A 15,633-nucleotide genomic window follows, 5' to 3' on the forward strand; every position below is an offset into this window, starting at 1 on the left:
CGAGGCCAATCCACTGGAGCATACGACCGCTTCGATGACGCATGACAAGCATGCGCCGCGCGTCGCCCGTTCCGCCTCGAACACCCCGCTGATCGCGGACAAGGATCGTCCCGAGGAAAACAAGCCGGTCCGCCCGATCAAGCGTCGCAAGAAGCCGGGTGCGCGCCGCATGAAGCTGTCGCTGACGCATCTGGACGCGTGGTCGGTCGCGAAGGTCACGTTCATGCTGTCGATCGCCGGCGCGCTCATCCAGATCATCGCCGTCGCGCTGCTGTGGTCGCTGCTCAAGGTCGTCGGCGTCTTCGACCAGGTTACGCAGATCGTCTCGTCGGCCGGCCTCGATGCGGGCGGCATCAATCTCGCGAACGTCTTCTCGCTGCCGACGATTCTCAGCGGCGTCACGATCTTCTCAATCGTCGAAATCGTGCTCGTCACGATCCTCGTCACGATCTTCGCGCTGCTGTACAACGTCGTCTGCTCGCTCGTCGGAGGCGTTCATGTGACGCTCGGCGACGACTGATCCTCCGAAATTCGCTGCGAAGGCGACCTGTGGACGGTAATCGTCCGCAGGCCGCCTTTTCTTCTATCGTTGCGACTGGTTCGGGTGTGGATTGCGGCGGTCGCGTTCGCGGACATATGCCCTCGCGATCGGTTCGGGTGCAGCGTGCGGCTGTAGCGTTCGCAAAACATCGTCTTCGCGAACGTCGGCGGTGCACAATGTGGCGGAAGCGATCGCGGACGGAAAATCATCCATACGGACCATGCTGCGGCGTCGCGGCAGCCGGTAAACTCAAGACCGTGTTCAGATATCTCGGGTATTTCAGCCAGTCGTTCATGCTCGCCGTCATGCTGTGGCCGTTCGTGTCGTTCCTGCTGACGTTGCCGATCGTCGCGGTCATCTATCACCGCAACCATCGATTGAGCTTCATGAGCGCCTTCACCGCCTACGTCGCCGTGCTCTACGCGCTCGGCCTGCTCGCGTTCACGATGTATCCGATGCCCGACGACCCGACCGCCTACTGCCTCACCCATCATCTGGGCCCGCAGCTTGACCTGCTGCGCTTCATCCAGGACGCGCAAAGCGGTCTGTCCGGCGTGCTGCAGCTCGTCATGAACGTCGTGCTGTTCATACCGCTCGGCTTCATGCTCGGCCGCTGGGCCGGCTGGAAGTTCTGGCAGACCGCCGGCACCGGCCTCGCCTGCTCGATCTTCATCGAAACGACGCAGCTCACCGGCATCTGGGGCCTCTACCCCTGTGCCTACCGCTACTTCGACGTCGACGACATGCTGACGAACACAATCGGCGCGATGCTCGGCTACGCACTCGCCGTCCTCTACACGAAGCTCGTGCCGAAACGCACGAAGCAGATCGAAGGCATCAACACGCATCCCGGATTCGTGCACCGCGCCGTCGCGCTCGCGATCGACGTCATCATCATGGACGTCATCCTCTACGCGCTCGTGCTGCTGCTCACCTACGTGTTCTACAAGTGCGCGGTCACGCTCGACAGCACGCATTACGCAATCGGCGCGTTGCTCATCACGACCGACGGCGTGCGCTGGGTGCCCGGCATCCTCGCCGGCATCCTGTTCCTGATCTTTGAGCTGTGGCGTCCATGGCGTCACGACGGCCGCACGCTCGGCGCCGCCTACACGCGCATGACGATCGAGACGATGCCGCGCACCGGCTGGCGGCGCATCCTGTTCTACGCCGTCCGCATGCTCGTGCTCGGCACCTGGTTCGTACTGCTCAACACCGGTGCCGACCGCTGGTTCTGGTATCTGACGGCCGCGCTCGTGCTCTGGTGGATCTTCGTGCACCGCATGCCGTGGGATCTCGTGCCGGGCGACGCAGTCACGACTTCAGCGCATCTGCAGCACGACCATGAACAGCGCGATGACGTGGCACACGTATCCGCCGATTGTCCCCAGATGGAACAGCTCGTGGTATCCGAACCAACGCGGGAAGGGGTTGGGCTTGCGCAACGCGAAGAACACGGCACCGATGATGTAGCAGGCGCCGCCGCAGATGACGAGAATCGTCGGCACCGGGCCGATGTACGGCGAAACCCAGAAGAAGTAGATGATCGACAGCGGTGACAGTCCCAGAATGCAGTAGATGATCGTGAACAGCCAGTCAAGCCCCTCCGGGTACAGCAGGTGCACGACGGTGCCGACGACCGCCGTCACCCATAGGATGCCCATGTACGTCCAGCAGATCGGCTTGTTGTTGAGCGCGAACAGGAACGGCGTGCAGGTGCCGGCGATCACGAGGAAGATGTTCGAATAGTCGATGCGTACGAGGACGGTGTCGACGAGCTTCGGGAAGTGCCCATGCCCGAGGTGCAGCGTCGCGCTCACACCGAACAGCAGCATGACGGTCGCGCCGTAGATGCTGATGCCGACCTTCATCCATCCCGCCGGGGCGAGGCAGATGAGGATGACCGATGTGGCGATCGAGAACGGGAACGCGATCAGGTGCAGCCATCCGCGCAGTTTCGGCTTCGCGCGCAGGATCTGCTGGCGTTCGCTCCAGTCGCGGAACCATGCGGTGCGCTGTTTCTGCTCGTTGAGTTTCTTCGCCGTGACCGCCTTCTTCGGCTTGCGCGGCTCCTCGTTTTCCGTGCGTGGGATGTTGTAGATGGGGCGATGGCTCTGAGAAATCGCCCGTACCTGATTCTTCCGTTTTCTGCTGTTCTCGCCGGCCATGCCTCTAGCATAGGGTCGCGCACGGGAAGAGCATGAAAAAACGCGCGGTCGTTCTTCTGACGGGGAACGACCGCGCATGCGGGTGGCTCGCGTATTGATACGACGCGGCGCCGGCGGGCTTAGAAGATGCCCTGAGCGACCATCGCGTCGGCGACCTTGACGAAGCCGGCGATGTTCGCGCCGAACATCAGGTCGCCGTCATGGCCGTACTCCTTCGCCGCGTCGAGCGACTCGGACACGATGTTCTTCATGATGTCCTTGAGGCGCTCGTCGACCTCTTCGAAGGTCCACGACAGGCGGTACGAGTTCTGGCTCATCTCCAGACCGGAGACGGCCACGCCGCCGGCGTTCGACGCCTTGGCCGGGCCGTAGAGCACGTGGTTCTTCTGGTAGACGGCGATCGCGTCCGGCGTCGACGGCATGTTCGCGCCTTCGCACACGACGGTGCAGCCGTTGTCGACGAGTGTCTGAGCCGAGTTGCCGTCGATCTCGTTCTGCGTCGCGCACGGCAGCGCGATGTCGCACTTGACGGTCCACACGCCGCTGCAGCCCTCGTGGTATTCGGAGCCGGCGACGCGGTCGGCGTACTCCTTGATGCGGCCGCGGTGGCAGAGCTTGATGTCCTTGACGACGTCGAGGTCGATGCCCTTCGGATCGTAGATGTAGCCGTTCGAATCGGAGCAGGTGACGACCTTCGCGCCAAGTTCGGTGGCCTTCTCGATCGCGAAGATCGCGACGTTGCCGGAGCCGGAGACGGCGACGGTCTTGCCTTCGAAGGAGTCGTTGCGCAGCACGCGCAGCGCTTCCTGCGTGTAGTAGCACAGGCCGTAGCCGGTCGCCTCGGTGCGGGCGAGCGAGCCGCCGAACTCGAGGCCCTTGCCGGTGAGCACGCCGGTGAACTCGTTGCGCAGACGCTTGTACTGGCCGAAGAGGTAGCCGACCTCACGGGCGCCGACGTTGATGTCGCCGGCCGGCACGTCGGTGAACTGGCCGATATGGCGCTGCAGCTCGGTCATGAAGGCCTGGCAGAAGCGCATGACCTCCGCGTCGGAGCGGCCCTTCGGATCGAAGTCCGCGCCGCCCTTGCCGCCGCCCATCGGCAGACCGGTCAGCGAGTTCTTCAGGATCTGCTCGAAGCCGAGGAACTTGATGACGCTCTCGGTGACAGTCGGATGGAAGCGCAGGCCGCCCTTGTACGGGCCGATCGCCGAGTTGAACTGGACGCGGTAGCCGCGGTTGACCTGCACGTCGCCGTTGTCGTCGACCCAGGGCACACGGAACTTGACGAGGCGCTCCGGCTCAACGAAACGCTGCAGGACGCCTGCCGCCTCGTACTCCGGGTGCTTCGCGAAGACCGGTTCGATGCTCTCGAACACTTCCTGCACGGCCTGCAGGAACTCCTTCTGGTCGGGGTCGCGCTCTTCGACCTTGGCGTAGACGCGCTTCACATACTCATCGGTGAGCATTGTTCCTCTTTCTGCTGTCGGATACGGACAAAACAGCATCATTCTAAAGACAGCGAAAACGCGTACACAAGCATGTTTCATGTTTTGGAAGGTGATTTCGCCGCCGTGGATATCGCCGCGAGCATCACAGCCGCGATGGACACAGTGTTCGCCGTCGCGATCACTCCCGCGAGGTCGCGCCGTCGATTGTGCGGCGGAACGGCAGATAGATCGCCCACGCGACCGGCATCGTGACGAGCAGCGCGGGATAGAACCAGGCGATCGGGACGCCGCTGAACAGCAGACCGCCGATGAGCGGACCGAGGAACATGCCCAGATCGATGCCGGCGTAGTAGGTCGTGTTCGCCATGCCGCTGCGCGCCTTGCCGGCGATGAGCACCGCCTTCGCCTGCGTGACCGAGCTCATCAGCCCGTAGCCGCCGGCCGTCATGACGGCCGCCAACGCGAGCATCCAGAAACTGCGCAGGTGGGCGAGCGACAGCAGCATCACGACGTCGCCGACCGTGCACAGCGTCAGGAAGAACCGGAAGGATTTCGTGTCGAACCAGTTGCGCAGCACGATGCGGACGGCGAGCAGCACGAGCGCGTAGATCGGGAAGAACACGGAGACGCCGAACGGCACCTGCATGCGGGCTGCATAATCGACGATGAATGACTGGTTCGCGAAGTAGGGGATGCCGAACATCATGAAGATCAGCGCGATCGGGATCACCTTCGGTTCGAAAAGCGCGCTCAGCCGCGGACGGCGGCCGTCGTCCGCCGGTCGCGCGGCGCGTGCGGCGTACGGGCGGCCGGAGTCCCTGATGCACAGCACGCAGACGACGACGAGCACCGCCATCGTCGACGCCGTCAGGAACGCGGCGCGGTAGCTCACTGCCTTCGAGATGCGGATGCCCAGATCGGGGCCGAAGGCCTGCGCCAACGCGTTCATCGTCCCGTACAATCCCATGCCGGCGCCCATGCGAGACAACGGCAGCAACGTCGACAGCCACGTCGACAGGCACACCGAGATGCAGGCGAAACCGACGCCGTTGACGATGCGTGCGGCGAGCAGCGACGCCGGATTCGACGCATACGCGTACCAGACGTTCGTGATCAGGTACAGTGCGCCGCCGACGACCGCGAGCACGCGTTTGCTCGTACGGTCGGACAGATGTCCGGCGACCGGGCGGCAGAACAGCGCGGCCAGCGACAATGCACCGGCGATGAATCCCATCAATGCGCCGTTCGCGCCGAGCGTGTGCGCGAAGCCGGCGATGATTGGGCCGCTCATCATGCTCGCCGTCATGAAGAAGAACGTGGCCGCCATGATGAGCACCACATCGCGCGTGATCAGACGCTCCTTGCGGCCGTCGCCGTCGCGACGCGTATATCCGTTGGTCGGTGTGCGCCCGCTCATCGACAACCTCCGTTTGTTGCGTCGTTCGTCGGCGTGTTTGGATGCATGGGACATGGAAGCTTCCTTTCGATGGACGTCCGATGGATGTCCGATGGACGTCAAACCGCGCGGATCCGGGGTCGCCGCCGTGCTATGCATGGGGATATGCGCGACCGATCGCGATGATGAACCCGGTGCCCCAGTCGAGTCGGTGGCGTCGTACATGGCGGCGTCGCCATTGTAGGCGCGCGGGCAGGGTCGGAGACCGCGCTGTTCGCGATGCGCCTGACACGGCCGTCGCCGTTGCATGATCGGGCGCCGGCGGATTCATGAATCCGGGATTGTTGCGCACATCGGCGACAATGCGCGCAACGCGGAAGTCGGCGGCAATTCCGACGATATGGACATGTTCCCGTAATCGAGTCGCTTACTATGACAGTACGTGGTCGTCATTGCGCCGATTTCCGCCCTTCTCCATGCCATGAGGCGGAGGGGCACCGACGGATGGCTGGCCATCACCCGTCGGAACACTGAAAAAGGAGTCAGCATCATGTTGGACGGATTCAAGAAATTCATTGCGCGAGGCAATATGGTCGACATGGCGGTCGGCGTCGTCATGGGCGCCGCGGTCACGGGCGTCGTCAACGCGCTCGTCGACAGCATCATCAATCCGCTCGTCGCCGCCATCTTCGGCAAGCCGGACCTGAGCAAGACGTGGAACTGGACGATCACGAACTGGGCCGGAGAGAACTCGGTCATCTCCTTCGGCTCCGTGCTCAACGCGCTGCTCAACTTCCTGATCATCGCCATCGCCGTCTACTTCTGCATCGTCGTGCCGATCAACAAGCTGCGTGACATGAGCGAGAAGGCGATGGCGAAGGTCAAGGGCGACAAGGACGAGGACGTCGCCGCCGCCGAACCCGACCTGAGCCCCGACGAGCAGACCGTCATCCTGCTGCAGCAGATCCGCGATTCGCTCGCCGCCCAGCAGAACACCGGCAACGCCGCCACAGTCACGGCAGCCCCCGAAACCAAGTAGCAGCCGCATTTCGCCGTACCGGTTGCATATACGACCGCATTGCTTGGGCAGGCGTCCCGAATCCGGACGCCTGCCCATGTCGTAATCGGGCATAGAGACAGACAGGGAATACGCGCAATAGGTAGAGGTCACATGCGGGGTAGGAGATCTCCCCGCATGCGCCACCGCACCATGAATCCGGTTCTGCGTCCCACTGGACGCGAAGAATCCCGTGCGCGGCGGCGGTCACCATCAGCGGCCGCCGAACGAACCGCTGCCGGCGCCGCCTGTGCCACCGCCAAAACCACTGCCCGACGACGATCCGCCGCCCGAGGCCGCAGACATCATCGACGAGAAATTGGAACCCATCTGCGAACCGAAATCGAAGAACGACGCGCCGCCGACGCTCGCGCCGCCATCATTCGTGAACGCGGAGCCGGACGTCGTCGAACACATCGACCAGTAGAGGACCGGCGCCATGTCGGCGTGCGCGTCGAGCCATGCGGCGTCACGCAGCTCGACGGCGGCGCTCGCGAACTGCGCGACGACGTCCTTCGAAATGCCGAAAGCCGTCGCATAGACGAGATATTCGCCCCACAGCGTCACGTCAAGCATCGTGCGGGCCTCGAAATGGCTGAAATCGAGCAGATAGCGCGCCAATCCCTCCACCTGTCCGACGATCTCTTCGCCCTGCGGGTCGATCGTGTACTTCGGCGCGCGGATCATCGGGAACAATGTCAGCGTCAACGCCACGCAGGCGACGATGCCGGTGAGCACGATCTCGCCGACGCCGAAGCACAGCAGCACGCAGCCGAGCAGCAGCGACGCGATCGCGCCGGCGCCCCACCAATGCAGCGCGCGGTCGGACACCTGCACGGCATGCGCATGCTGCAGCTCGCCCCGGCACGTCTGCGTGAACTGCTTGAAGCGCTTGCTCGCCTGCTTCCATTTGCGCACCGTCTTGTTTATCTGCCTCGTGTCGAAGACATTCGACTGTGAGCGTTCGCCGATCTCCAACAGGATGTCGAGCAGCGCGCGCTCCGACGCGCACAGGCGCGCCGTGTGAGGATCACGCTCGTCGAAGGCGGCGGGCAGCAGCACGAACGTGCACTGTTTCATCGCTTTGCGTCGGCGATCGTCGTCGAGCATACTGAGCCTCGCCATCGCCATCGGCGGCGTCGTCCTCGTCAGATCGAGCGGCGGTTGCCCGTCCTCGCCGTTGTACAGCGCGATTTTGCCGGGGAAGACGGCGACGATGCGTTTGTTGACGAGCGACATCAGCGTGGCAGCCATCGCCGGCGCCGTCGCGGCCTCGCCGTTGCCGTAATCGATGACGATGTTGTACAGCCGTGCCGCGGCACCCGGGTTGAGCGACGGCGCGGCGCGCCAGTATTCGATCGGGCCGCGGTAGCGGATGCCGCGCAGGATGCGTGCGCATTGGATGAACTCGGCGACGACACAGACGAGCCACAGCGCGGCGCCGATGGCGATGCCGGCGATCGTGAGCCGCGCGTCGCATGTGCGTTTGCTGTCCCAGTCGGCGCGCGCCTGCGCTTCGGCGGCGATCGTCGCATCCTTCGTCGCCGTGTCCGCCATGCGCATGACGTACGGCGTGACATCGTTCGCGGTCATGCTCAGATAGTCGACGTACATGCGCGAGCGGACGTCGTGCGCGCCGAACTCGAAACCATCGTCGATGCGGCTGATCGACGATTCGGGACCCTCGAAATGCAGCCACGCCCACGAATCGTCGGCATCGAGCGGCTGCGGGTAGTGCACGCGCGCCGTGAGCGTGCCGATTGGCACCGAGTTCTCCTTCGACGCGGGCTCCCATTGGAACTTCGTGACGTCGCTGTAGGAGGTCGCGACGTTGTCGAAGGTCATCTCGACGCGGAATCGCAGACTAGATGCGCGCTTCGTCTCTGGGATGTTCCAACCGACCTCCACCGTCTGCTTATGCGGATCGGCCACGTTGTCGGTAGGTGTGATCGATGTGTATGAGGTCAGCGGTGACTGTTTCGACTTCGGATTCTCGACGTTCGCGATGTACCAGGTGCCGGCGTGCTCGCTGTTCCAGTTGTGTGCGCGGCGCACGTCCTTCGGCTGCACAATGTCGCCCTCGGTGTAGATGTCGCCGGTGTCGAGGCTTTCGACCGCGATGCCGCTGATGCCGGTCAGCTGGTTGGAGTCGAGCGTGTAGCGTTGGTAGATCTGACGCCACGGCTTGTGGTTCTTCTGCTTGTCCAGCCGCACGTCAACCGTTTCCGTGATGCGCAGACTGCCGTCGTCCTCCACGGTCACGTCGTAGTCGAGTGTGCGGTAGGCCATGCGCGCGTCACGGCCGCTGTTCGCGATGCCGGCGATGAGGATCGTACCGGCGAAGCCGAGGAGGAGGGCGGTGATGATCGTCGTGACAACGGCCAGCAGAAGGTTGCGCTTGCATGACCGTGGGGATTTGACTGTGCTGGTGCTCATGATGGTTGCCGGCGCCTTTCTTGGGTTATGCATGCCCGGCTTCTGCTTGTGCGAACGTTCGGTGCTGTAAATGATGAAGATTGTGGCATAGGGGAGGAGCGGAGCGGGGCGGCAAGTCCATCTCCTGAGAATGCCGTTGTGTGTGGGGGGAGGGGGAGAGACGCCCGCATTGGGGTATGGGTCGGTTCGTCGGGCGGTTCGATGGATTGGGTCGGAAAAGGGGTCTTTTGCGGGTTGGTTTGTCGATAGTGCCGATGGGCTGGGACGCGGACAGACCTGCCTGCGGGGGAAAATGTCGAGTTGGTCGATGAAACGGGACGAAGACGGATGGCCGGTAGTGGAATATCGGACGCTTGGCGGGGTGAAACGGCGGTATATTGGCGGGAAGGAGCAGTGGGCATCGTGGTGAGATGGCGACGAACCGATAGGAAAGGGGACAACGATGGTGCAGCGGGAATGGGGATCGTGCCCGAATTGCGGCATGAATGTGGCGGCGGATGCCGCGATCTGCCCGAACTGTGGGATGCCGCTTGAGACTGCGCCGATGCCGGATCAAACGCGGGTTGCGACGGGCATGATGTCCGCCATGGACGAGACGGCGACCTTCGTGCCGTCGGTGCCGCCTGCGCCGTCCGCGCCGCCGGTCGTGAATGTGCCGGCTCCGGCACCGCAGCCTGAACCGTCTCATGATGACCGGCATGCGCATGGCGCCGGAAAGGCCGTCATCATCACGGCAATCGTCGCGGCCGTCGTCATCGTCATCGGTGCGGTTGGAGGCTTCATCTGGAATCGTCGGCACCAATCGGAATTGACGCAGGCGCGAGAATCCTGTACCGCCGCTGTGCAGGAACTCGAAGATCAGTACGCGGCCGCGCAGCAGGAAGTCGATGAGGCGCAACAATTGGAAACGTTGTCGGCGGATGATGTGGCCGATGAGGATACAGTCACGGAACTCAAGGGTGCAATCGACCGTTATCGCAAACTCTCCGGCGACAAAAACGGTTTGACCTGCGCAACGGATGCACATAAGGATGTGCTCGACTACGTGACGCAGCAGGCGCGTTCGCGTGCCGACGCACAGCGCAAGGACGCGCAGGCTGTCGCCCAGGCAGTCGAGGCGGTGAAAGCGTCGCGCAAGGCGCAGCAGAAGGCCGATGAGCAAGCCGCCGATGCGGCCGCCGAGGAAAAACGCCAGCAGGAGCAGCAGGCGGCCGAAGAGGAGGCGCGCAAGGCGCAGCGGACAAACGATGATCAGGAATCGACGAATTCGTCAGCACGTGCCAACGGCGAGAACATCGACGGTGATTGGCTGTCCTACCCGAAGGGCGGCAAGCGGGAATACATCAACGCGCGCTACGGATTCAGCGCACAGATCCCCGAGGATTTCGCAATCGTGACGCCCGCACCGGATAACGGCGCCGGACGGACGTTCGTGAACAAGGATCTGGACATGCGCATCACCGTCAGCGCGATGCACAATGTCCTGGATACGACGCCGCAGCAGCAGCTCGCGATGTACAAGAACAATTATGACGTCAGCTACAGCCTCATCAAAGGCGACGTCATGATCGCCACGTGGGCGCAGGATGGCGACGTGCATTATGTGAGGGAGATCATCGGGGAGAAGGCCATCAGCACGATCGAGTTCACCTATCCGGAGACCAACCATGCCTCATGCGATTCGATTCTGGAGGAGACGTCACCGACGCTGTCGGCGCCGTACACGCATGGTGGTGCCGACAGGTAAGGATGGATATATGGCGGTGGACGAAACAACGGCGGCGACGGTGGTGCGCGAGTTCTTCACGGCGGGATACATCGATCATGATTATGACCGTGTGATGGATCTCGTGGCGCAGGACTATGTGGATCACAGTCCGGCTGGAGCGCGCAGCAACGCGGACGCTGTGGGGATTCTGCGCATCGTCGAGGGTATGTTCAACGATTTGCAGTTGACATTTGAGGACGTGTTCGCAGACGGTGCGATGGTGTCCACGCGCATCCGGTATGAGGGCTATCAGATAGGCGAATGCTGCAGGGTTGCGCCGACCGGACGCCGGATTGCGTTCGAGGCGCTCGAGAACTTCCGCGTCATCGACGGGAAGATTGTGGAGTCGTGGGGATATTGGCCCGAAGCGCAGATCGTCGCGATGCTCACCGAGTAGACGACGGTCGTCGATGCCGGGGTCGCTGGGCGGCATCCGCGCGTTGGGTATCGCTCACAGAATAGCGATGTGTGCGTTCTAGCTCGTGCAGACGTCCATGGCGGCGAAGCATAACCGTAACAAAACCAATGGTTACAGGTAATTTCTTCTTCCTATACCGGAATGCAGCACTGTTACAGGACGCGATAATCCATACAGAGGGCATGTACATGCATAAATATGGAATGGATGGGAGAAGGACATGGTCATTTCAGCGGCACAGCAATTGGCGGACGAACTCGTCAACAGGCGCGACGCGCTCAATCGCGAACTGGCGCGCAACGGCGTGCGGTTCGGCATCTACAAGAACGGTGAATACCAGGATCAGCTCTTCCCTTACGATCCGATCCCGCGCATCCTCGGCTCCGATGAGTTCGATCAGCTCGAAGCCGGTCTCAAGCAACGCGTGAACGCGCTCAACGCCTATCTGCGCGACATCTATTCGGACAAGCGCATCGTGCGCGACGGCATCATTCCCGAGGAATTCGTCTACACCTGCTCCGGGTATTTCCCGCAGGTCAACGGCGTGACGCCTCCCGGCGGCGTCTTCGCGCACATCGCCGGCGAGGATCTCGTACAGGGAGAGGACGGCGCTTGGTGGGTGCTCGAGGATAATCTGCGCATCCCCTCCGGCGCCAGTTATCCGCTGTTCGCCCGTGATATCGAGCGCCGCACCACGCCGCGATTGTTCCGTGACGTGCGCGTGCGCGACAACCGGGACTATCCGCGGCTGTTGCGCAAATCGATGGATTTCGTCTCGACCGAAGGCATGGCCGTCGTCCTGTCGCCGGGCCGTTACAACTCGGCGTTCTTCGAACACGCATATCTCGCCGAGAAGACCGGTGCCACGCTCGTGTTCCCCGAAGACCTCGAGGTCGTCGACAACCGGCTGTTCTTCCTTGATTACGCCGGCCGTCGCCACCGCGTCGGCGTCCTGTACCGACGTCTGTCTGACGAGTTCCTCGACCCCTTCGCGTTCAACCCGGATTCGGTGATTGGCGTGCCAGGGCTGCTGAGCGCCTACCGCGCCGGCAATGTGGCCATCGTGAACGCGCCGGGCAACGGCGTGGCCGATGACAAGGCGATTTATTATTTCGTACCGCAGATGATCCGCTATTACCTGCATGAGGAGCCATTGCTCAACAACGCGCCTACCTATATGCCGCTGTTCGAACAAGATCGCAAGGAAATCATGGACAGACTTGGCGAGCTCGTCGTCAAGGACGTCGCCGAGGCAGGCGGCTACGGCGTCGTGTTCGGTTCGTCGCTCGACCGCGAACAGCGTCGCGACCTCGCCGCTAAGATCGCCGAGGAGCCGCGCCGTTTCATCGCGCAGGAAGTCATCCAGTTCAAGGACATCGATGTCATCGATCCCGACACGGGCGAGCGCACGCCCAGGAAATGCGATTTGCGCGCATTCGTACTCACGGGGCAGAACACGCATGTTTGGTATTCCGGTCTCACCCGTTACTCGTCCGTGCCGGGGCAGATGATCGTCAACTCGTCGCAGGGCGGCGGATTCAAGGACACATGGGTGCTCGCGAAGGACACCGGCGTGGAATACGACACGTCGCCGCACGTCGAACTGATCAAGCCGGCCAGTGTCCGCGCGTCCGCGCAATCCGCCGCGCATTCGAGCGCGCTCATCACGAAGTCGAAAGTGGAGAACCTCTATTGGCTCGGCCGTTACAGCGAGCGCGTGTTCACGACGTTGAACACGTTCCTGCCGTTCTATGACCGTGTCATGGACACCGACGTCGATGCGTTCCGCCCGTTCGCCAGCGCGCTCGACCTTCCGCAGGATTTCGCTGATTTCGATACGTTCATCACGTCGTTCCTGTATGACGGCGAGAATCCCGACTCGATTCGCTCCGCCATCCGCTGTGCATTCACGAACGCGGTGCCGCTGCGTCCCGAGCTCGGCTCGCGGCTGTTGCAGTACATCGAGCTGGCGATGGGTGGAATCGACGAGGCCGCCGCGCATTCCTCGCATGCCGACGATTTGTATGATCATCGCGACATAGCCGACCTCATCCTGTCCTTCTGGGGCGGTATCGAGGATTCGCAGATCGACGCGCCGCTCAAGGCGTTGCTGTTCCTCGGCAAGTATCTGGAACGGGTGGATCTGTATACGCGTTTCGGGCTTTCGACGCAGGAGCTTGACGCGCCGCTGCGTAAGATGACCACCTATGTGCAGGTGCTGGATGGTCTGCAGATGCCAGAATGCCTTGAATCTGGTTTGGTGTGGCTCATCGAACAGACCTTGGTGCGCGGCTATGCGCCGATTTCCGAGGCTCTGGCCGCGATGCTGTCTGGTCTGCGGACCGATTCGACTGAGCATCTGTGTGCATGATATAAGGTGTGTCGCGTGAAGAAACTGACCTTTGCGTATGAGATGAAACTGACGTTCAGCGCGCCGGTGACCGAGCACCGTTTCCAGTTGCGTTGCGCCCCGGTGACCGGCCCTCGTCAGCAGGTCATCGACGTCGATGTGCAGATGGAGCCGCAGGTGGAGCTCGAGTCGACGATCGATTCCTTCGGTTCGCTCGTCATGACCGGCTACATGCCGCAGGCACACAGCGAGTTCGGCTATCGTGTGACCGGCATCGCGTTCGTGGACAATGCGAACATCAAGGAGGAGCCGTTCAAGCCGTTGTATCGGTTCCCGTCCGCGTTGACGAAGCCGGGGCCGGCGATCGAAGCGCTGATTGTGCGCTGCCGCACCCGAATCGATGCATTGGGGGATGGCACCGATGAGCTGGACCGTGCAAGTGTCATCATGGATGAGGTGTATCGGTCGTTCGACTACACTCCCGGATCCACCACAGTGCAGACGACCGCCGAAGAGGCGTTCGCGCAACGCAAGGGCGTCTGCCAGGACTATGCGCATGTGATGCTCGCCGTATGCCGCGACCTTGGCATCGCCGCTCGTTATATCGCGGGATTGCTCGACGGGGAAGGGGCGACGCATGCGTGGGTCGAGGTGTATCGCGACCGCCGTTGGATCGGTCTGGACCCCACACATAACCGTATGGTCGACGACAATTACATCACCATTGCGCATGGCCGTGATTACCGCGACTGCATGCTCGACATCGGCGTCTTCTCCGGCGACAATGTGGCGCAGACCCAGTGGGTGAACGCGTCCGTGCATGAGAGTCTCGTGTAGGGCGGCTGTGCGCAGCGTGAGTGCGATGCTTGCGCTGTTGCGGGCGGCTGCCCGAACAGGCCCCGCTGCTGCCGGATAAAACAGAAAAACCGCTGAAAACCCAGTGTTTTCAACGGTTGTCGTGAGTGGAGCTACCCGGGTTCGAACCGGGGACCCTCTGCTTGCAAAGCAGATGCGCTACCAGCTGCGCTATAGCCCCGAACGGGGGAACACGTGAGAATGCTCCCCACGTGGGCCCGGGAGGACTTGAACCTCCGACCTCATCCTTATCAGGGATGCGCTCTAACCACCTGAGCTACGGGCCCGATCCGATTGCGCTAGACGCAACAGATAAAGAGAATACACTTCAAGGTGTACTTGTGCAAATTGACCGCCGTTCGGCGTGTCGTCGCTCGCGCTACGCGCCGTCTGACCTTCGGTGCACATTCGAACATATGTCCGAATGCATGTTGATAATGCTCGTATGTCTTTTCGTGGAATGCCTCGTGCCCGCTCGTTCTCCGCACCGTCGCGGCGTGCGCTGATCTCGCGTGAGACGCTCAATGTCGACGGGCTGCAGGTGACGGTGCTGCGCAAGAACAACCGCAACATGTATCTGCGTATTAAGCCACCGTATGGCGCCGTCGAAGTGACCGCCCCCGCGCGCATGTCCGAACGGACGATCATCGATTTCGTGCGCGACCGCCGCGAGTGGATCGATGATGCGTTGCACAAGATGGCGGTCGCGCGTTCGCGCACCTTCGCGTCGGCGGATGTGGATCCGTCGGTGCCGTCGCCGTCGATCGCCGCCGCCGGCGCCGAAGTCTCCGCAGCGCGTGAAACCGACGCCGAAAACTCAGCAGCGGGTTTCACGTGGAACGAACAGTACGTCGAGAAGGCGCGGCGCTCGATCGAACAGCGGATTCCGGCGCTTGTGGAGAAGTGGACGCCGATCATCGGACGTTCGCCGTCGAAGATCACCGTGCGTGCGATGACGTCACGATGGGGGTCATGCACGCCGAAGACATCGCGAATCCGCCTGAATCTGCAGCTCGGATTGATGGATCCGAAGTTCCTCGAATACGTGCTCGTCCATGAGATGACGCATCTGTGGGAGCATGGTCATGGCGCCGGCTTCCAAGCGAGAATGAGTGACGCGTTGCCCGAGTGGAAGGAGCTGCGTCGCGAGCTCAACCGCTGTACGATCTTCGAAGTACCCCAGACGCGCAGCTGAA

At 62.3% G+C, this 15,633-nt stretch carries 11 protein-coding genes, 2 tRNA genes and 2 pseudogenes; 9 read left to right on the forward strand and 6 right to left on the reverse strand.

Going from position 1 to position 15,633, the window contains the following annotated elements:
- The first annotated feature begins 34 nt into the window (after positions 1-34).
- Complete coding sequence (locus tag CGZ88_RS05505) at positions 35-520, forward strand: DUF3566 domain-containing protein (protein WP_051198558.1); 486 nt, start codon at positions 35-37, stop codon at positions 518-520.
- Between the two features lie 407 nt (positions 521-927).
- Positions 928-1,323, forward strand: a pseudogene (locus CGZ88_RS09130) (VanZ family protein); the annotation flags it as partial.
- A gap of 540 nt (positions 1,324-1,863) precedes the next feature.
- Here CGZ88_RS09130 and trhA read toward each other — a convergent pair.
- The 3 genes from trhA to CGZ88_RS05525 all read right to left on the reverse strand — a co-directional run bounded on the left by trhA (position 1,864) and on the right by CGZ88_RS05525 (position 5,628).
- Positions 1,864-2,709 (reverse strand): PAQR family membrane homeostasis protein TrhA, encoded by an 846-nt coding sequence (gene trhA, locus CGZ88_RS05515; RefSeq protein WP_026644927.1) that lies wholly within the window; start codon positions 2,707-2,709, stop codon positions 1,864-1,866.
- A gap of 119 nt (positions 2,710-2,828) precedes the next feature.
- Positions 2,829-4,175 (reverse strand): NADP-specific glutamate dehydrogenase, encoded by a 1,347-nt coding sequence (gene gdhA / locus CGZ88_RS05520; RefSeq protein WP_101671322.1) that lies wholly within the window; start codon positions 4,173-4,175, stop codon positions 2,829-2,831.
- Between the two features lie 160 nt (positions 4,176-4,335).
- On the reverse strand, positions 4,336-5,628 hold the full coding sequence (locus tag CGZ88_RS05525; protein ID WP_101671323.1) for an MFS transporter: 1,293 nt from the start codon (positions 5,626-5,628) through the stop codon (positions 4,336-4,338).
- 475 nt (positions 5,629-6,103) lie between these two features.
- On the opposite strand from CGZ88_RS05525, the gene mscL reads away from it, so the two are divergent.
- A complete protein-coding gene (mscL, locus tag CGZ88_RS05530; protein ID WP_026644924.1) occupies positions 6,104-6,592 on the forward strand; it encodes a large conductance mechanosensitive channel protein MscL in 489 nt (162 codons plus the stop codon).
- A gap of 231 nt (positions 6,593-6,823) precedes the next feature.
- On the opposite strand, the gene CGZ88_RS05535 is transcribed toward mscL, so the two are convergent.
- Positions 6,824-9,046: a DUF2207 domain-containing protein gene (locus CGZ88_RS05535; RefSeq protein WP_165778722.1), complete on the reverse strand. Its 2,223-nt coding sequence runs from the start codon at positions 9,044-9,046 to the stop codon at positions 6,824-6,826.
- A gap of 442 nt (positions 9,047-9,488) precedes the next feature.
- Here CGZ88_RS05535 and CGZ88_RS09250 point away from each other — a divergent pair.
- From CGZ88_RS09250 to CGZ88_RS05555, 5 genes and pseudogenes are all read left to right on the forward strand, one after another.
- A pseudogene (locus CGZ88_RS09250) lies at positions 9,489-9,572 on the forward strand (zinc ribbon domain-containing protein); the annotation flags it as partial.
- A 60-nt stretch (positions 9,573-9,632) separates the two neighbouring features.
- Entirely contained in the window at positions 9,633-10,793 is a 1,161-nt protein-coding gene (locus CGZ88_RS05540; RefSeq protein WP_231371408.1) for a hypothetical protein, read from the forward strand.
- Between the two features lie 10 nt (positions 10,794-10,803).
- Positions 10,804-11,211, forward strand: coding sequence for an ester cyclase (locus tag CGZ88_RS05545; protein WP_034523597.1), 408 nt, complete (start codon positions 10,804-10,806; stop codon positions 11,209-11,211).
- A 241-nt stretch (positions 11,212-11,452) separates the two neighbouring features.
- The gene (locus CGZ88_RS05550) at positions 11,453-13,603 is read left to right on the forward strand and encodes a circularly permuted type 2 ATP-grasp protein (protein WP_051198522.1); all 2,151 of its coding nucleotides are present in this window, start codon (positions 11,453-11,455) and stop codon (positions 13,601-13,603) included.
- 15 nt (positions 13,604-13,618) lie between these two features.
- Positions 13,619-14,419 (forward strand): transglutaminase family protein, encoded by an 801-nt coding sequence (locus tag CGZ88_RS05555; protein ID WP_101671326.1) that lies wholly within the window; start codon positions 13,619-13,621, stop codon positions 14,417-14,419.
- A gap of 126 nt (positions 14,420-14,545) precedes the next feature.
- On the opposite strand, the gene CGZ88_RS05560 is transcribed toward CGZ88_RS05555, so the two are convergent.
- Together CGZ88_RS05560 and CGZ88_RS05565 are read right to left on the reverse strand one after the other, a co-directional pair.
- A tRNA-Ala gene (locus tag CGZ88_RS05560) sits at positions 14,546-14,618 on the reverse strand.
- A 32-nt stretch (positions 14,619-14,650) separates the two neighbouring features.
- A tRNA-Ile gene (locus tag CGZ88_RS05565) sits at positions 14,651-14,724 on the reverse strand.
- A gap of 158 nt (positions 14,725-14,882) precedes the next feature.
- Here CGZ88_RS05565 and CGZ88_RS05570 point away from each other — a divergent pair.
- Positions 14,883-15,632, forward strand: coding sequence for a M48 family metallopeptidase (locus CGZ88_RS05570; protein ID WP_101671327.1), 750 nt, complete (start codon positions 14,883-14,885; stop codon positions 15,630-15,632).
- The last annotated feature ends 1 nt before the right edge of the window (position 15,633 follow it).

Origin of the sequence: Bifidobacterium anseris (assembly GCF_002860345.1) — a bacterium.
GTDB lineage: Bacteria > Actinomycetota > Actinomycetes > Actinomycetales > Bifidobacteriaceae > Bifidobacterium > Bifidobacterium anseris.